General features: G+C 53.3%; 19 protein-coding genes. 4 read left to right on the forward strand and 15 right to left on the reverse strand.

Annotated elements, in window-relative coordinates; all coding sequences use genetic code 11:
* Window positions 1-72 precede the first annotated feature (72 nt).
* Entirely contained in the window at window positions 73-957 is an 885-nt protein-coding gene (locus tag P398_RS0103950) for a MurR/RpiR family transcriptional regulator (RefSeq protein WP_024371253.1), read from the forward strand.
* Here the strand turns inward: P398_RS0103950 and P398_RS0103955 are convergent.
* The 9 genes from P398_RS0103955 to P398_RS0103995 form a co-directional block, all read right to left on the reverse strand.
* Entirely contained in the window at window positions 950-3481 is a 2532-nt protein-coding gene (locus tag P398_RS0103955) for a YfhO family protein (RefSeq protein ID WP_029334118.1), read from the reverse strand. The genes P398_RS0103950 and P398_RS0103955 overlap by 8 nt on opposite strands.
* Complete coding sequence (locus tag P398_RS0103960; RefSeq protein ID WP_029334119.1) at window positions 3478-3867, reverse strand: GtrA family protein; 390 nt, start codon at window positions 3865-3867, stop codon at window positions 3478-3480. The genes P398_RS0103955 and P398_RS0103960 overlap by 4 nt, the downstream gene beginning before the upstream one ends.
* Window positions 3815-4801: a glycosyltransferase family 2 protein gene (locus tag P398_RS0103965; protein ID WP_024371250.1), complete on the reverse strand. Its 987-nt coding sequence runs from the start codon at window positions 4799-4801 to the stop codon at window positions 3815-3817. The genes P398_RS0103960 and P398_RS0103965 overlap by 53 nt, the downstream gene beginning before the upstream one ends.
* A gap of 118 nt (window positions 4802-4919) precedes the next feature.
* On the reverse strand, window positions 4920-5543 hold the full coding sequence (gene kynB / locus P398_RS0103970) for an arylformamidase (protein WP_024371249.1): 624 nt from the start codon (window positions 5541-5543) through the stop codon (window positions 4920-4922).
* A 12-nt stretch (window positions 5544-5555) separates the two neighbouring features.
* Window positions 5556-6395, reverse strand: coding sequence for a tryptophan 2,3-dioxygenase (gene kynA, locus P398_RS0103975; protein WP_024371248.1), 840 nt, complete (start codon window positions 6393-6395; stop codon window positions 5556-5558).
* A 12-nt stretch (window positions 6396-6407) separates the two neighbouring features.
* A complete protein-coding gene (gene kynU, locus P398_RS0103980; protein ID WP_029334120.1) occupies window positions 6408-7685 on the reverse strand; it encodes a kynureninase in 1278 nt (425 codons plus the stop codon).
* Between the two features lie 63 nt (window positions 7686-7748).
* Window positions 7749-8447, reverse strand: coding sequence for a DUF3169 family protein (locus tag P398_RS0103985; RefSeq protein WP_029334121.1), 699 nt, complete (start codon window positions 8445-8447; stop codon window positions 7749-7751).
* Window positions 8444-8650 (reverse strand): helix-turn-helix transcriptional regulator, encoded by a 207-nt coding sequence (locus P398_RS0103990; protein WP_024371245.1) that lies wholly within the window; start codon window positions 8648-8650, stop codon window positions 8444-8446. The genes P398_RS0103985 and P398_RS0103990 overlap by 4 nt, the downstream gene beginning before the upstream one ends.
* Window positions 8651-8774: 124 nt before the next feature.
* The gene (locus tag P398_RS0103995; RefSeq protein ID WP_029334122.1) at window positions 8775-10289 is read right to left on the reverse strand and encodes a BCCT family transporter; all 1515 of its coding nucleotides are present in this window, start codon (window positions 10287-10289) and stop codon (window positions 8775-8777) included.
* A gap of 162 nt (window positions 10290-10451) precedes the next feature.
* Here P398_RS0103995 and P398_RS0104000 point away from each other — a divergent pair, with 162 nt between their 5' ends.
* Entirely contained in the window at window positions 10452-11300 is an 849-nt protein-coding gene (locus P398_RS0104000) for a Cof-type HAD-IIB family hydrolase (protein WP_029334123.1), read from the forward strand.
* Window positions 11301-11856: 556 nt separating this feature from the next.
* Here the strand turns inward: P398_RS0104000 and P398_RS0104005 are convergent.
* Window positions 11857-12189 carry a hypothetical protein gene (locus P398_RS0104005; RefSeq protein ID WP_029334124.1) on the reverse strand — a complete coding sequence of 111 codons (333 nt, stop codon included), beginning with the start codon at window positions 12187-12189 and terminating at the stop codon, window positions 11857-11859.
* A gap of 89 nt (window positions 12190-12278) precedes the next feature.
* On the opposite strand from P398_RS0104005, the gene P398_RS16930 reads away from it, so the two are divergent.
* A complete protein-coding gene (locus P398_RS16930; RefSeq protein WP_024371241.1) occupies window positions 12279-12440 on the forward strand; it encodes a hypothetical protein in 162 nt (53 codons plus the stop codon).
* 16 nt (window positions 12441-12456) lie between these two features.
* On the opposite strand, the gene abc-f is transcribed toward P398_RS16930, so the two are convergent.
* Window positions 12457-14304 (reverse strand): ribosomal protection-like ABC-F family protein, encoded by a 1848-nt coding sequence (gene abc-f / locus P398_RS0104015; protein WP_029334125.1) that lies wholly within the window; start codon window positions 14302-14304, stop codon window positions 12457-12459.
* 326 nt (window positions 14305-14630) lie between these two features.
* Between abc-f and P398_RS0104025 the strand changes: the two genes are divergently transcribed.
* Entirely contained in the window at window positions 14631-15566 is a 936-nt protein-coding gene (locus tag P398_RS0104025) for a DMT family transporter (RefSeq protein ID WP_029334126.1), read from the forward strand.
* A 13-nt stretch (window positions 15567-15579) separates the two neighbouring features.
* Here P398_RS0104025 and P398_RS0104030 read toward each other — a convergent pair whose 3' ends face one another.
* From P398_RS0104030 to P398_RS0104045, 4 genes are all read right to left on the reverse strand, one after another.
* The gene (locus P398_RS0104030; RefSeq protein WP_029334127.1) at window positions 15580-15765 is read right to left on the reverse strand and encodes a hypothetical protein; all 186 of its coding nucleotides are present in this window, start codon (window positions 15763-15765) and stop codon (window positions 15580-15582) included.
* A 14-nt stretch (window positions 15766-15779) separates the two neighbouring features.
* Window positions 15780-16691 carry a Gfo/Idh/MocA family protein gene (locus P398_RS0104035; protein WP_029334128.1) on the reverse strand — a complete coding sequence of 304 codons (912 nt, stop codon included), beginning with the start codon at window positions 16689-16691 and terminating at the stop codon, window positions 15780-15782.
* A gap of 84 nt (window positions 16692-16775) precedes the next feature.
* The gene (locus P398_RS0104040; RefSeq protein WP_029334129.1) at window positions 16776-17480 is read right to left on the reverse strand and encodes an anti-sigma factor; all 705 of its coding nucleotides are present in this window, start codon (window positions 17478-17480) and stop codon (window positions 16776-16778) included.
* On the reverse strand, window positions 17477-18037 hold the full coding sequence (locus tag P398_RS0104045) for an RNA polymerase sigma factor (protein ID WP_024371235.1): 561 nt from the start codon (window positions 18035-18037) through the stop codon (window positions 17477-17479). The genes P398_RS0104040 and P398_RS0104045 overlap by 4 nt, the downstream gene beginning before the upstream one ends.
* Window positions 18038-18054 lie beyond the last annotated feature (17 nt).

Below are 18054 nucleotides of genomic sequence, written 5' to 3' on the forward strand. Positions count from 1 at the left end.
GTCCGAAAGCGTTTACAAACAAATACAATTGTATATTTATTTTTGTGAATTTCATTTACAGGAGGCGTCGTCATGTTGTTGACCGAGAAATTAAAACAAGATTTATTCTCGCCGTCTGAGCGAAGCGTCATCGATTATTTATTTGAACAGCGGGAACACATCTCCACGAAAACGATGAAGCAAATCGCAGAGGCGACGTATACGCATCCATCGATCCTTAGCCGAATCGCCGAGAAGCTCGAGTTCTCGGGTTGGCTCGAGTTGAAGACTGTGTTTTTAGAGGAGATCGACTATTTGAATCGTCATTTCTCAGACGTGGATGCCAACTACCCGTTTGCGGCTGAGGACGGGTTGATGACGGTGGCGAACAAAGTGGCGGCGTTGAAGCAGATGACGATTGAAGACACGTTATCGCTCCTTGACCATGAGGCGTTCGAGCAAGCCGTCACGATGTTGCATGAGGCTAGGCATATTAAAGTCTTTTCAATCATTCATAACTTGCTACTCTGTCATGACTTCAAGTCCAAAATGAACCGCATCGGCAAGCAAGTCACACTTTGTGAGGTGGACGCCGAGTTCGAGGCGGCAAATGCAGACGAAGCAACGTGTGCGCTCCTCATCTCCTATACAGGTGAGAGTGATTACACGGTCGGTCTCATCCCATATTTAAAACGACGCGACGTCCCGGTGCTCGCCTTGACGAGCCTCGGGGAGAACGCCATCTCGCATGAGGCGGATTGCACACTCCGGTTGACGACGCGTGAGCGGCTCTATTCAAAGATTGGCAGCTTCACCTCGAACGATTCCATCCATTGCCTGCTCGATTTCTTGTATGCGGGTGTGTTTGCGAAAGACTACGAGGAGAATCTCAAGTATAAGATTCAAATCTCGAAAAAGTTCGATCACCGGAAAAGTTCGAGCGAAATCATGCAAGAAAAAGAGCATCCGTTCACGTGAACGGATGCTCTTTGCGGCGCAGATAGATGAGATAACCGACGAATAGACCGAGACCAAGCAAACTGAGTGCGGTCGTGACGGTGAAGAACGGGGGACGATACGTCAATTCGACATCGTTTCGTCCTTCATCGAGCAGGATCGCGCTGAACGCGTAGTTCGCCTGTAAGACGTCGCGCTTTTCTCCGTTGACGCGAGCGCTCCATCCTCGTTCGAACGGGACGGGGAGAACGGCGTATGTCTCAGGGCGGGCATCCTCGACCGTGAAGTCGAGGTCGGGACCGTCCCACGTGACCGGGATGTCCGGGCGAGCATCCGCCTCGTCAAGCGCGGACTCGAGCGTCGAATAATCTTCCCATTCGACGGTCACGTCTTCGAGCGCGTACGTTCCTTCCGGAAGACGCAACGGCACACGCTCGGATAGAGGGGTGCGAAGCGTCATCGAGGTGAGGTCGGTCCGATAAATCGAAGCCTCGGGCTTTCGGGTCGTCCGGTAACCGCCGAGCTGGATGAAGAAGCCGTCACCCTCAAGCTTCCGGATATTGAAGGAGACGTATAGGTCGCCTGTCGCCGTCGCCGGGACGTCAGGAATCAAGTCGAGTCCCCCTTCATCGGAAGTGACACGAAGCGTATCATCGTCGAGCGCGGCATCGACACCTTCTGTCGTGAAGTCGATCGATTGGGCCGGGGTCGGCGTTTCGTTTCCAGCTTCTAAGATGACACCCGAGAGCATCGCCTGTTCGCGCGTCAACATCGAGGCGTCGTCAAGCTCGGCTTGACGATATGTGGACGTCGTCGTCCGAACGAACGGGAGCCGTGTCTCGCTCTCGTAGACGGCGTAACGTTCCGTCTCGGCGAGCAAGTTGAACCCGTAAGGTGCTTCGCTCGACACGTTTTGGTTACGCATCCAGTAAGGGCTCGACAACAAGTGGTGCAAGTTCGCGCGATTGCCGAGCGTACCGTAGCGGCTCACACTTTCCCGCAACATATCAATCTCGAGGTCGCTCCAATAGAGCGTCAGCAAATTCCCGTTCAAAATGCTTGAATAAAGACTCGTGCCGAGGAACGACTGGACGATTGGGGTGTTGTTGCGCAAATGAACCATCCAATCGAGACGTTCGAGCGGTCCGGCTTCTTCTTTCACGAAATCAATTAACTCCCGCTGTTCGGCACTGTCGTAACGTGAGCTGTTCACGAACGCCTCGTTCGTGTTGACGATCGATTTGTCGTGAAGGATGAGCTTCGTATAGCCATTGAAGACGATGAGACATGATGCGATGAGGATGTAAGGTGCAAGTACCGGTTTCCACCAAAGCGACGCGACGGTGATGAGCATCAGCCCAAACATGACAAGACCGACCGGCCATGACGCGACATCCCCAAATAGACCGAGCAGGAGATAAAGCGAGACCGTCCCAGCTGCGGCGATGAGGAACGCGCGCGTCTCGAACCGCCACTGCGACAACCCGACCGCGACCGCACCGCCGATCGTGAAGCTCGCGAGGTATTCCCAGCGGAATTGCGGGGCCGAGAACCCGTTAAAGAAGCTGCCGACGTGAGGGCTGAAGTGGAGCACGATGAACAGGAGGCTCATCGACGAGAATAGCCGGAACGCGGTATGGCGATAGAGTGGACGATAGAGCGCAAGCAGCACGAACGCTGCCGGAATGATTAAAATGGTGCTATCGTATAACACGTTATCGAGACGGAGCCACGGAATGTCATGTGCGAGTGACGGTCGCTCGTTCTGCAGAAAGCCATAGGTGGCCGGAACGAACGCGAACGCGCTCAACAAGAGCGCGAGGACGCCAGATCCGCTATAGAGCATCCATTGGTGCCGACGTCTGAGCCGATCTTCCGGGAAGCGGATGAACTGGCGGAACAAGACATAGACGAGGACGAACACCAAGTTGATGTAGGCGAAGTAAAAATTGTTGATGAGCATGATGGCACTGACAATGATGAACAAATCCGCCCGGCCGAGCCGGATGATCCGCTCGAGCCCGATGACGAGGAGCGGCACCCATAAAAAGGCGTCCGCGAAAAACTCCCAAAACGTGACGTGCCGGATGTACATGACCGACACGCCATAAACGACAGCACCGGCAAACGCGTAAAGCGTCTGGACGTGAAAGAGTCGATACGCGTACGTCGTAAATAATAAAACGACAGCAAGGCGGACGACACTCACGACGAGGGCGAGCTGTAACCATAGTTCTAAGTCAGGATTGACGAGCCCGAGCGCATCGAACAACGAGACGACGGCGACTGTGAGCCAAAAGACGACTGACGTCGCGTAATAGTAGGCGAGCTGCGTGATGATCCCGCCGCCGAAGCCGAAGTCTTCCGCATAGACGAGGTTGCCTTTATGGAACGTCTCGTACAAGAAATGTTTGAACGGGACCATTTGCGATAATCCGTCGTTCGGTCCGGCGATGTAGCCGCCTTGTGATTGATAGTAGATGAAGAACGCATGGGCGACGATTGACACGAGAAATGCTGCGACGACGAGTATGACATTCTTCATACGGCCGATTGCTCGCGTTTTAAAATTTTACTCGTGACGATGAACGTCGCCGGCACGGCGATGAAGAGGGCGAACAGCGGCGCGATCGATGTCGAGACATTGAGCTGTTCGACGAGTAAATAAATACAGACGGTCGTGACGGTGAAGTTGACGACTTGCGTCAACGGGAACTGTAAAAATTTACGTAACGTCGGTTTGACCTTGAACGTGAAATAGCTGTTCAAAAAGAAAGAGGCGACCATGCTGAGCGTGAACGCCACCACATGAGAGACCCCGTAGCCGACTTTCCAAACGTGATGAAACAACATGTACACCAAATAGTAATTGAGGGTGTTAATTCCCCCGATGACGATGAATCTTATAAACTCTGCCTTTCGCTTGTTCATTCACACTCTTCCTTTGCATATTGGTTTCTTGAATCAAATAAGCGGGACGCTGTTTCGTCTCGAAATAGATGCGTCCGACGTATTCGCCGATAATCCCGAGGCTGACGAGTTGGATGCCGCCGAGTAACAGGATCGCCGAGATGAGCGTGAAGTAACCCGGTGTCTCGACACCGTCTTGGATGATGCCGAACAGCGTGAACAAGATGTAGAGCATCGATAACATAAGGATTGAGACGCCCGTATAAAAGCAGAACCGGAGCGGTTTCGAGTTGAAGGAAATCAACCCGTCGATCCCGTAGTTGAACAACTGATTGAACGACCATTTCGTCTCGCCGTTTTGACGCAAGACGTTCTCATACGTGACGATTTTTTGCTCCATCCCGATCCAAGAGAACAATCCTTTCGAGAAACGGTGATTCTCGTTCATCCGTAACAGCGCGTCAATCGCTTCCCGACTTAGGAGACGGAAGTCGCCGACGCCGTCTTCAAGTTCAACGTCGACAATTTTATTGATCAGTTTATAGTACGTCTGCGACGCGAGTTTCCGGACCCCGCTCTCGCCGGTCCGGTCGCGCTTGGCGATGACTTGATCATATCCTTCTTCGTAACCCGCGATCATTTGAGGAATGAGGGCAGGGGGATGTTGCAAGTCGGTATCCATTAAAATGGCGGCGTCCCCGGTCACGTGTTGCAGACCAGCGAGGATTGCCGCTTCTTTTCCGAAGTTTCGTGAGAAGGAAACGTACCGGACTTCCGTGTGCCGATGCGCCAACTGTTTGATGGCGTCTAGCGTATTATCAGAACTCGCGTCATTGATGAACACGATTTCATAGTCATACGTGCTCCCCTCGAATTGCTCACGGATGGCTTCGAAGATAAGTGGAATGTTTTTTTCTTCGTTATAGGCGGGGAGAATAAATGAGATGACGTTCATAAAAAACACTCCTTTCTACACAGTTTGCGTACTACCTCTCTTCCCGCTCTGTTGACCACTCAAGCATCGTCCCACAGTTTCCCACAAAAAAAACCATCCGCGAGGGATGGATACAAGATTAATCGAGCGCGCGCAGCAAGGCGCGGACCGGGCTGCCGTCTCCTTTGACGATCGGGAGCGGGACGGCATTCAGTTCATAATCGCCTGGCGCGATATGGTCGAGGACGAGTCCTTCAAGAATATGGACGCCGTTTCGGGCGAGGGCATGATGCGCCGCCATGTCTTTGCTGTCGATCGCATCGACCGACGGCAAATCGAGACCGATCAAGTAAATACCGAGTTCACCGAGCCGGTCGGCGAGCGATGGGGTCAGTTCCGGGATTTGTGTCGGAAACACACGTTTATCCGGCCAGCCGTCTGTCTTTAAGATGAGCCGTTCCACTCCGGTCAAGTCGAAGCCGTCCAAGTCACTGGCCTCGATGCGGTCGTGTCCAGACAGGTGAATGACACGGGCGGGTCCGATATAGAGCCCGGGATCGAGGTCGATGACGCGTTTGCCGGCGTCATCAAAATGGAACGGCGCGTCAATATGCGTCCCGGCGTGGAGGCTCATCGTCACTTTTCCGACGTTGACCGAGCCGCTGTCGGCCATCGGCCAAGCGATCTCATAGCGAAACGGTGTGTCCCCAGGCCACGTCGTCGTCGCGTCTTCGAGCGGTTGTGATACATCAATCCAACTCATGCTGTCGCCTCCTCATAGTTTCGTCCGGACGGTCCAAAGCTCCGGAAAGAAGCGGTGGTCCAACACCCGTCGCAAATAGTTCACGCCAGACGAGCCGCCGGTTCCCATCTTTTGACCGATGATACGTTCGACCGTGGTCATATGATTGAAGCGCCACATCTGTTGTTGGCTGCCGATGTCGAGCAGTTTCTCGCCGAGCTCGTACAGGTCCCAGTACGTGTCGACGTCCCGATACACCTCGACCCACGCCGCTTCGACGCTCTCGTTCCATTCCCAATCCGTCGTCACGTCACGATCGAGGACGGATTGGTCGATGGCCAAGCCGCGACGATGCATCTCACGCACCGTCACGTCATAAATGCTCGGGGCATGAAGTGACGCCTCTAAAAGCGGATACAACGCCTCGTCATGGGCGTAGACGCTGAGCGTCCGTGCGTTCTTGAACCCGAGCGCGAACTCGATTTGCCGGTTTTGATACGATTGAAAACCGGACGACGATCCGAGCTTGTCCCGGAACTCGAGATACTCGGCCGGTGTGAGTGTGGCCAGCACGCCCCACGACTGGATGAGTTGTTGTTGAATCTTTGACACGCGGGCGAGCATCTTGAACGAGCGTTCGAGCTCTTCGTTCGCGATCGCGCTCGTCGCGGCGGTCAACTCATGCAAGATGAGTTTCATCCATAGCTCACTCGTCTGGTGGATGATGATGAAGAGCATCTCGTCGTGGTGGTCCGACAGGCGGTGCTGACTTGAAAGAATCGGGTCGAGCTGCAAATAGTCCCCGTATGACATGTCTTTTGAGAAGTCGGTTTGAATCGTCTTTTCGACTTTATGTTCAATTCGTTCACTCATCGTTTTTCCTCCTCACGCCACGACTTCGCGGACGTTCGCGAACGCCTCATATTCTTTGTCATCCATGATCGTCTTCAAAATTTGGACGACGTTATACACATCTGTGAACGTGTTGTAGAGCGCGACCGGGGCGAGCCGGATGATGTTCGGGGCGCGGAAATCCGGGATGACCCGGTGTTGTTTGAGCGCCTTGCAGATGCGGGCCGCCTCCGGGTGCTCGAGGCTGAGATGCGCGCCGCGAGCAGCTTCGTCACGCGGACTGCCGAGTACGAACCCGTGTGGACGCAATTCCGTCTCGACAAGGTCCATCATATACGTCGTCAAGGCGAGTGATTTTTCACGAATCGCCTCCATCCCGATTTCGTTGAACATCTCGAGCGCGCCGAGTTGCGGGGCGAGACTCAAGACGTGCGGCGTCCCGATTTGAAACGCTCCGGCATGATCGGCGGGCGTCATCGTGTGGTCCATGTCGAACTGTTTGTCTTTGCGTGAACCGAACCAGCCGGCAAGCCCTGGCGCCGTACCGAAATGACGCTCGTGAACGAACAGGCCGCCGACGCTTCCCGGTCCGCCGTTCAAATGTTTATAGTTGCACCAGTAGGCAAAGTCGACGCCCCAATCGTGAAACGCGTGCGGGATGGCGCCGACCGAATGACAGGCGTCAAAGCCGATCAAGATGTCACGCGCGTGGGCCGCTTTGGCGAGACGGGCCATGTCCAAAATCTGCCCGCTCCGATAGAGCACCGTCGGTAAGACGATGAGAGCGACGTCGTCCGTCATCGCGGCGATGATATCGTCTTCTCGCAAGTAGCGGCCGTCCGGGCTGTCGACTTGGATCAAATGCTCGGCCGGGTCGAGCCCGTGCAGTTCGAGTTGGCTCTTGAGCGCATAGATGTCTGAAGGGAACGTCAAAGTGTCGGCCAAGATTTTAGTCCGTGCTCCTTTTGGTTTAAAGAACGTGGCGACGAGTTGATGCAAGTTGACCGTCGTCGATCCCGTCACCATGACTTCTTCCGTTCGTGCCCCGATGAGCGGGGCGTTCAAGCCGGCGAGTTCTTCGGACAAGTTGAACCATGGGTGACGCCCCGACATCCATCCGTCGATCCCGAGCTCTTTCCAGTCCTGTAACGATTCCATGAGCGTTCGCTCGGCCCGTTTCGACAACAGTCCGAGCGAGTTCCCATCCATATAAATCCCGTCTTGCGGCAAATAAAACTCTTCCCGATAGCGTGCCAGAGCATCGCTTTTATCAAGCGTCTCGGCGTATGACCGTGTGAAATCGTGTAGCATGTCCATCCCCCTAAAATTCGTCTTACAATTCTGACAAAAGCGTAGCAAACCGGAAAGGAAGCGTCAATTTTTGGAGCGGATGATTCGGATATATTGAATATTCGTGGACACCATGATCAAGGAAACGACGAAAATTGAAAAGAGTTGTGAATCTCCTGTTAGGACCGAATAGACAAGCAACAAAATAATCGCAAGCGTCATAAGCGAAGTCGTTGAAAGGTTCGTCTTGTATAAGCCTTGCAACATGACATGTTTTTCCCCGTCATCGGACAGGTCGAGTAATCGTTGTGCATAATCCGGGTCGGATAATTTTGGGAGGGCACGTTCTGGGTACATCACGGCCAACAGCCTGTTTAGTGAATAAGAGAGAACAATACCGGCCACAAGTGAAAGTAAAATCGCGATGAGAAACGCAAGCGATTGACCCGTCAATAAAATAAAACTAGCTGAAGTGAGACTGAGGATGACCGTCAACGTCGATGCGAGTGAACCGTCGCTATAAGCCTGATACATGTAACCTTCCGCCTCATCTTCTTCATCGCCGGTCAATGGTTGTTTCGTCAGACGGCGAATCCGTTGCAGACGGCTAGCTCCCCAAGCGGTCAATCCGAGTAGCAGCAACAACAGAAGCCATGTGAAAGGTAAGACAAGATTTGTCAAATCGATTTGAATGCTTTCGTTGTTCAAATATACGTACATAAACGTGTAGCCGACGAGTCCACCTAAAAACATTTGCAGACCAAATTTAAACCATGATTTCATTGAAGTTCCTCCTCGTCAAACTGAAATACTTCCTCGATGGGCTCATTAAATACTCGTGCGATTTTAACCGCAATCAATAAGGACGGCATAAACTCTTCTCGTTCGATTAAACTGACGGTTTGACGTGAGATGCGTGCCCGCTTTGCCAACTCGGTTTGATTGATACCAAAACGAGCACGTAATTCTTTTAACCTTGTTTTCATTTCAATCACCTCGATTTATTAAATTGTAAATGATAATAATCAAAATGACAATTATATTTGTCAAAATGAACAATCATATAGTCAAAAAAGTCTCGCTTCTAAATGTCAGAAGCGAGACGTTCGGTTATTTCACTTTTTTTAGGTTCTCTTTCCGTAACAGGCTGAACAACGTGTACACCATCAGAATGAGGATGACGGTGAACGGCAACGCCGAAATGAGAGAGGCGGTCTGCAATCCTTCGAGGCCGCTGGCAATGAGCAGGACGGCCGCGATGCCGCCGAGCAATACACCCCAGACGATGCGAACGGCGAGAGGAGGGTTCAAGCTGCCATTCGTCGTCATACTGCTAATGATATACGTCGCCGAGTCGGCGGACGTGATCAAAAACGTCAGAATCAACATAATCGACAAAATCGATAAAAGGAAGCTAAACGGTAATTCTGCGAATGTGACGAACAAAGCGCTCGTGACGTCCGCATCGACCGCTTGGGCGATCGACGTCCCCTCGAACAGATCGAGGTGGAGCGCCGTCCCGCCGAATACCGCGATCCATAGAAGCGCGATGGCCGGAGGTACGACGAGAACGCCGACGATGAACTCACGGATGGTGCGACCGCGCGAGACGCGGGCGACGAACGCCCCGACGAACGGTGACCAGGCGATGGCCCACGCCCAGTAGAAGATCGTCCAGTCCCGGACCCACGTTCCTTGTTGATACGGTTGGAGCCGGAGGCTGTAGCGGATAAAGTTTTGCAAATAATCACCGAATCCGAGCGTGAACGTCTCGAGGATGAAGACGGTCGGACCGGCAAAGAAGACGAAAATCATAAGAACGAGCGCCATCGCCAAGTTCACGTTGCTGAGCCATTTGATCCCGCGGTCAAGGCCGGTCGTCGTCGACGTCAAGAACAGGGCGGTTAGGACGACGATGATCAATACTTGAACGAGCGCCGTATTCGGTAAACCGAAGACGCTGTTCAGTCCTCCGTTGATTTGCAGTACCCCTAAACCGAGCGACGTGGCGACGCCCATGACCGTCGCGATGACAGCGAAGATGTCAATCGTCTGATTGAGCGGTCGCGTATACGAGCGGTCTTTCAAAAGAGGAGACAAACTCGTCGAGATGAGGCCATCCGCGTTTCTCCGGAACTGGAAATAGGCGATGATCAGACCGACGATGGCGAACACGGACCATTGGCTCACTCCCCAGTGGAAGAACGAGTAGGCCATGGCGAGACGGGCACTTTCGACCGTCAACCCTTGGGTGTCCGCATAAGGCGGGGTGAAGAAGTGGCTCATCGGCTCGGCGACGCCCCAAAAGACGAGCCCGACACCGAAGCCGGCCGAGAAGAGCATCCCGATCCAAGTGAAGAACGGATACTGCGGCCGGTCGCTGTCCGCACCGAGGCGAATTTTTCCATATTTACTGAACGCGAGGAAGACGAGAAAGAGGACGAAGAAAAAGACGGCCAACAAGTAAAACCAGCCGAACGACTGGGTCGTGAAATTGAAGATGTTGCCGGCGATTTCCGCGAACAACGTCGGGCGTACGGCCCCGAACAATACGAGCAAGGCGATCACGCTTGCCGAGATATAAAACACACGGTTCAGCCGTGGCTTATTCGATGAATGATTCATAAAGTCTCCTTCCTAAATGAATATGACTATGTAGGCCTCATTATTATTCCCTAAAAGTAATGTCAGAAAACGAGATTTTCATCGATTGTGCAATCTGGACGTTGAGCGACGACAAATGAGGGAATGATAAAGAAGAAGACTGGATTAAGAGGAGGGACCGATATGAAGTTAATTGCGATTGATTTGGATGGGACGTTATTGTCGCGAAAAGGCATCATCACGGAAGCGAACCAGGAGGCGATTCGACAGCGGCAAGCGCAAGGCGATTTAGTCGCCATCTCGTCGGGACGCTCGATTCATGATATCGAAGAAATTTTAAAACGGAGCAATTTGACGTGCCCGATCTTATCCGGGAATGGGGCGATCGCCTTTTATGAAAATGAACGCATATACTATCACTCGCTTCCGAAACATGTCGTCCAAGAGCTATGGGACATCGCCCACGAGCACGACACGTACGTGGAGTTTTATACGAATACCGGCGTGAAAGTGCTGCGTTCGGGGACGGATTTATTGAAAGGGGAGCTTGACGAGGTGCTCCCGCACGATCAATCGTTCACGCGGGAATGGGGAGAGCGGGAAATCGAGATTCAAAACGAACAGTTCGGTTTGACGTACGTCGATGTAATCGAGGACATCGATTTCGAGGCGGATGAAGTGTATAAAGTGTTCATCTACTCGTTCGATCGTCGTAAACTCCACAAACTTCGGAAATTATATGAGCCGCGGACCGATATTTTGATCACGACAGCCGGGTGGACGAAAATTGAGATCGGTCATCCGAAAGCGAGTAAAGGGATGGCCCTTCAACAGTTGGCAGAACATCATCATATCGCGAAACAACAGATCGTGGCCATCGGCGATAATTTGAACGACGTCTCGATGTTCGAGGTGGCGGAGACGTGCATCGCGATGGGAAATGCCGTGGATGCATTAAAAGACATCAGTACCCATATTACGAAAGACGCTGAAGCCGATGGCGTCGCGTACGCGCTGAACGAGTACGTATAGATCAGAGATTTGGAGAAATGGTGAACACGGATTTGAAGGCCATAAAAACGGCTATTGTATTAGTGTAGTCCTCATTCAAAAGAGTAGACTGAAAGGGGGCGACGGATGAAACAATTTTCGAGACGTTTGACCGATGCCGGCTCGGTGAGACGAGAGACAGCTTGCGTAAACCCGATCGTGGGACTGTTCCCTACTCCTTTTGCTGTCGCCAATCTCGCGGTTTGACGTGAGGGGCAGACGAACATGATGCTTTGGGGAAAAGCGTCGCGCGGTTGCGGCTTTATGCCAATGAAAAGGTGAGCTAGATCGAGGTGCGTGACAGATTTCATTCTCATATGTCAAAGTGGCGGCGCCGTGCCAACCGGAAGCGTGTTTCGTATTCTGTGAGGGGCCGAACCGTCATAAAGACGAACAGATGCGCGAAGTCATTGCGTGCACCGCGTCAACTTTTCTAGTGTCGGTAACGAACGCATGGGATGGTCGATCGAGCCATCGGTCGGATGGAAGTCCAATTTACTAGAACGCTCACCGTAAGCGCCACTATCGTGGCGCTTTTTCATTGCGTGAACGTGGAGACACGTGACGGGGAGACACCGGCAGCCTGTTTATACTCGATGCGATGACCGTCGACCGCCTTCGTCACCTGGAACGAGTAGTCCGCATCCGGTTCGTCGGTGAACGTGACGTCGTAGACGTAACCGCTGAAACCGAGCGTCCCATCGAGGGAGTAGGTCTGTTCCGGAATGTTATAATGAGTCGCAAGGTATGATTCCAAAGCCCGTTCCCGTTCTTTCATCTCCGCGTCATAACGGACGTACAAAAATGTGGTGAGGGCGATCGTGATGAGTAAGACAGAACGAACGAGGTTGTTCCAATTACGACGTGGCATCGGTCGGTCTCCTTTCTTTAGATAGAATTAGATGATATTTTACGGAAAATTCAGACAAATTACAAGGTTTTTTTACAGGAGGTGACAAGATGCCGAAATTTTATTGGCTCGGGACGTTTGCGAGTGGCGTGCTGCTGCTTTCGATTGGGGAAGCGGCGGCGGTGCCACGCATCCTGCCTTACATTTTGATGGCAGTCGGTGCCATCGGATTTATTATCCAAACCGGATATGAACAAAAACGACGCCGCTAAGCCGGCGTCGTTTGTTTTACATCGATTCGAGCAACTGAAGGATCAACGAATCAATCTCTGATTGAAGGGCATCACTCTGTAGTTGCAACGTCATCAGTCGTTCCAAGTCGTTCGTGTCATTCATTTGATTGAGGAGCAACTGATGGAGCACCTCGAGCTCAGCTAAACGCGCTTCTTCGCGGGACGTATCTATTTGAGTTGTCCCCGTCGTCTTTTGCTTCGGTGTTGCTTTCTGTTTTTGCGTCGCAGTCGCCGTCTCAGGTGCATCGTGACGTTTCTCTAGTGCGTACGTCACGTTTCCCGGGAAACGCGTCGTCGTCCCGTCGAGCCAGTAGGTGATCGGGAACAGTTTATTCAAGAAGTAGCGGTCATGCGATACGGCGACGAGCGTCCCGTCGAAGCGGTCGAGTGCCTCTTCAAGCGCCTCTCGCGCTTCGATATCCAAATGGTTCGTCGGTTCGTCCAAGACGAGGACGTTCATCTCTTCATGCATGAGGATGGCGAGCATGAGCCGCATCTTCTCCCCGCCGCTCAAATCCTTGACCGGTTTGAACACGCTCGCACCGTAGAAAAGAAATTGGGCGAGCAATTGTCGTGCTTTTCCTTCATCGACCGGGATTCGATCCCGAAACGCCTCGATGAGCCGATGCGAGTGATCAAAATCGATGTGCTGGGACAAATAACCGATTTTCGCGCGTTCCGCTCGGCGCACCTCGCCTGAAGTCGGTTCGGTTTGGCCGAGCAACACGTTCAAGAGCGTGGACTTGCCGCTCCCGTTTGGGCCGACGATGGCGATGCGCTCGCCGTGGCCCGCGTAGAAAGAGACTTTTTCGAAGACGGTCTGGTCAAAACGGACCGTCACATCGGTCGCCTCAAAGACGTCACGACCGGTCCGGCCATGTGCCATAAACTGAATATCGGGTTGGATGGCCTCGAGCTGCGGTCGTTTGATCGTCTCGATCCGGGCGAGTGCCTTTTCCATCGATTTAGCTCGCCGGTAAAACTTCTCGTTCGGTGGGTGCCCTTCGTTCGCCCACTGCCTGAGCTGGCGAATCGTCTCTTTCATCTTCTTGATTTTCTTTTGTTGCTCCGTGTAGGCGTGAAATTGGTCGAGCAGTCGTTTCTCTTTTTGGGCGACGAAGGCGCTGTAATTGCCGTCAAAGCTTACCAACTCACCATCCTCACATTCGACGATGCGGGTGGCGACGGCGTCCAAAAACACACGGTCGTGCGAGACGAGGAGGAGCGTGGACGGACTGTCAGACAGGAACGACTCAAGCCAAGCCATCGCCTCGAGGTCGAGATGGTTCGTCGGCTCGTCCAAGATGAGCAGGTCCGGTTCTTGGAGCAACGCCAAGCCGAGTCCGATCTTCGTCCGCTCGCCGCCGCTGAGCGTGTCGAACGGCCGGTCGACGAAGCGGGTGAGCCGCAGCCCGTCAATCATCGCGTTCACTTTCGACTCGATGACGTAGCCGCCGTTGTTCTCGAAACGAGTCTGCAACGCGCCGTACGTCTCGAGGAGCGTCTCGATGTCGTCACGCTCGGCCATCGTTTCTTCGAGCCGGCGCATCTCGTCCCCGAGTGTAACAAGCTCAGAAAACGCGGTATAGAGCACGTCCCGCCCGGTTTTATCCGGGTGGACAGGGATTTGAGCCAAATAGCCGATCGTCACCCGTTGCTTCCGGTAAATCGTCCCTCCATCCGCTGACTCGGTCCCGACGATGAGGCGGATCAGCGTCGTCTTGCCGCTCCCATTTCGTCCGACGAGCCCGATTCGTTCACCGGCGTTCACATGAAGATTGGCGTTGGTCAAGACGGCATGGCCGCCAAATTGTTTTTGGATGTTTTGTAATTCGATTAACATGAATCGTTCCTCCTAAAGTAGAGGCCTATCAAAAAAGCCGAGCGCAAAGAAGCGCTCGGCAAGAGAGAGAGGCGCTTTGTCGTATTTCAGCAATGTCTAAAAAAGGACAGACGGGTCCTGTGATGACGCGACATCGTGAAAAATCGCACGCAAAATGTACAAATGTTCTGTTGACCAATGCGTACGTCCGACAAAGTTCACCTCTCTCCCTCCTTTCAATCATCGTTATTATCAGTGTAAGCGATTTCTGAATAAGGGACAACTAGAGAACAGGAATTTGACGGAGCGGTGTCGTATTGTTTAGGCATCAGGAGAGGAGGGAGACGATGCGTAAAGAGTGGCTCGGTGCCATCAGTTTGACACTCGCCGCAAGTATTTGGGGCGGGATGTACGTCGTCAGTAAATATGCGCTCGGCTTTATCGAGCCGTTCACGCTCATTTGGATGCGCTACTTCGTGGCCTTCATCGTGTTGATGTGCGCGTGGTGGCTGTTCGGAAGAGAACGGATCGGGCGCAGTGATTGGAAATGGATTGCGCTCGTCGGGGTCATCGGCTATGTCGCCTCGATCTCGTTTCAGTTCATCGGGACGAAGCTGTCGGACGCCCATACGGGATCGCTCGTCACGGCGGCAACACCCGCGTTCATGGTGCTGTTCGCCCGTTTGATTTTGAAAGAGAAGTTGACACCGGTAAAAGTCGGGTCGCTCATCTTGGCGACGATCGGGGTCATCATCGTCGTCGGTTGGCACGTGGAGGGGACGTATTTCATCGGTAGCTTGATCTTGGTCGGGGCGGCAATCACATGGGCGCTCATGTCGATTTACGTCAAAATCGCGTCGGCGACCCTGTCGTCCTTGACGATCACAACGTTTGCGATTGGTATCGCGTTTGTATTGATGACGCCACTCATGGCATTGGAAGTGGCCGACCATGGACTACCGACGATGACGGGCGTGCTTTGGCTCAGTGTGCTCTATGTCGGGATCGTCTCGACGGCCGGGGCGTTCTTCTTTTGGAACAAAGGGCTCGAACTCATGGACGCAAGCGTCGGTTCGCTCTTTTTCTTCTTTCAACCGCTCGTCGGCGGCTATCTCGGCTGGCTCGTCTTGAATGAACAACTCGATCGCAATTTCTTCATCGGCGCCGCCTGTATCGTGACGGCCGTGACGTGGTCGACTCTCGTCGAACGGCGGCAACAGCGCCATCTCGCAGAAGCGTCTTCCGAACAAAACGAACGCTTACGCAAACAGTCGGCCCGTTAAGGCCGACTGTTTTTCAAAAACCGTGATGGTCCAATTTGTCTTGTTCGCGCTTCATTTCCAACCGTAGGCGCTCCAAAGCGAGTTTTTCTTGCTCGACTTTGAGACGAAGCTCTTCGACACGGGCCTTGCGCGTCTTGTTGAACGTGTCCGCGGCGATGGACACGACGACGATGATCATGATGTAGAAAAAGAAATCCATTTGCTTTCCCCCTCTTAGCGTGAACTGAACAGATCCGTCACCATTTGTTGCGTGATAAGCCCCTCGCGACCGTCTGTTAGGATCGGTGTGTCGTCGGTGACCGCTTCGATGAAATGGTCGATGGCCCCTTGAAATCCACGTTGGGTGAGAAGTGTGTCCCACGAGCCGAACGTCTCGGTCGTATGCGTCCCGTTCCCGTGACGGTGGAGCGTCACCATCTCCTCGACGGTCAGACGCAAGTCATCGGTGACGGCGACCACGCCCTCATGGTTGACGCCGGCTTTCCGGTGCATCGCCGTCGTATGTAAGCCGTGGTCGTCTTGCCAGACGTGACGGGCAAAGTGGAGGCCGTTCGTCTGCGTCGTCTCGAGCTGGCCGGTGACGAGGCGCAACGTACCGCTCGACAAGTAGCGGAGCGTGTCGACGACGTGCAAATAATCGTCGAGCAACGTGAATTGGTAGTCGTGTCCACGTAGACCGTTGCCGCGATGTTTGACGAAATCGATCATATGGAACGGGCCTGCTTGTTTGACGTGTTGATACATCGGAGCGAAGCGTCGATTGAAGCCGACCATCAGCTTTCGTTTGTTCTGGTCTGCGATGTCAACGAGTCGCGAAGCGTCTTCCACCGTCGCGGCGAGCGGTTTGTCGACATAGACGTCGACACCATGTGTGAGTAACGTCGAGACGACGTCGTAATGCGTATCTGTCGCACTGTGGACGAACGCCGCGTCGACCGATGACGCCAGTTCAAGTAGTCCAGAGAACGACTCCATCCGGTAAGCGCGACAAATCGCCTCACGTTTCGCGACGGTCGGAGAAAAGGCCCCGATGAGTTCGAACGACGTACTGTTCGTCAAAATCGGTAAATACGCTTTTTGGGCAATGCCGCCGAGACCGACGACCCCGATTTTCGGTTTTCGCATACAATCACTCCTTTCTTCAATCATAACGAAAAGACAGACCGAATGACACAAGCGCTTCAAGCGCGAGCGTCTTCGGTCTGTTCATCATAAGCTGGCACTCAACACGACTTCGCCTACAGGCGTTAGATTGCCTCGTTCGGGTTCTTTTGTGATCGCGACCGTGTCCCAATCAGTCGCTGACTCGGTTGAGTCGAGCGTATAGATGACGGTGCCGTTGCCTTTGTCGTCGGTGACGAACGCGCCGGTTGGGATCGGGGAACCGTCTTTTAACAGCCACACTTGATACACTTCGTTCGCCTCGAGCGGGGCAAGACCGTTCGTTTGGACGATGAGTTGGCGGTCACCGTCTTGTTCGGCCAAGTAAGCCACTCCTTCCGACTCGCCTTGTAGCGGGACGGTATCGATCAACGCGATCCCGGCCGGTTCGTTTTGATTGAGCAACAAATAACCGTTGCCGATCAACGATAGGGCAAGGACGGCGGCAAGGGCGAACGCGCCCCATGGTGTCTTCCGCTTCTCTTTAGGTGCAGTGAACGGCGTCACCGGAGCCGGATCGGCCGCTTTTGGTTGCTCGTCTTCAGCAAACACGTTGTCGAGGATGCGGGCCTTCATTCCGCTTGGTGGTTCAGCCGGTTCAGAGAGGAACGCGACGCCGCCGACGAGTGCCTCGAGCTGCTCGAGTTCTTGTTGACACGTCTCACACGTTGCGAGGTGCGCCTCGAAACGGAGGCGTTCCTCTTCCGTCAAATGTTGGTTGAAGTAATCGATCAATTGGTCGCAAGCGTTCATCGTTCCACCTCCTTGTCAATAAAATCATGGGATAAGTGCCTTCGTAACTGTTTCAATGCTAACCGAATCCTACCTTTCACCGTACCGAGCGGGATGTTGCATGCGTCGGCAATCTTTTGTTGGCTGAGCCCATTGAAATACATGAGTCGGACGACTTGTTGTTGTTCTTTCGGGAGCTCGGCCATCGCCGTCTCGATCTGGGTCCGTTCCTCTTGCCACTCGACCTCGCTCTCGACGGACCGCTCGGTGGACGGGATCGCTTCAGCATAAGACTCGTCGAGTTGCAGGTCCGGTTTGCGTTTTCGGATCAAATCGATGGCCACGTGGCGGCCCATCGTGAAGAGCCAAGACTTGAATTTGCCTTTTGACTCGTCATAAACGCCGCCCCCGCGCCATAGTTTGATGAACACTTCTTGCATCGCTTCTTCAGAAAGGTCACGGTCTTTCGTCAACTGCATCATGAACGCGTACAAGATACGTTCGTAGCGATCATATAGGATTTCGAGCGCCTGCTTATCTTTCTGCCTGACACGCTCGTACAATTCATAATCAGTCATGGCTTGCTCCTTTTCTC

This window comes from Exiguobacterium aurantiacum DSM 6208, assembly GCF_000702585.1.
Classification (GTDB): domain Bacteria; phylum Bacillota; class Bacilli; order Exiguobacteriales; family Exiguobacteriaceae; genus Exiguobacterium; species Exiguobacterium aurantiacum.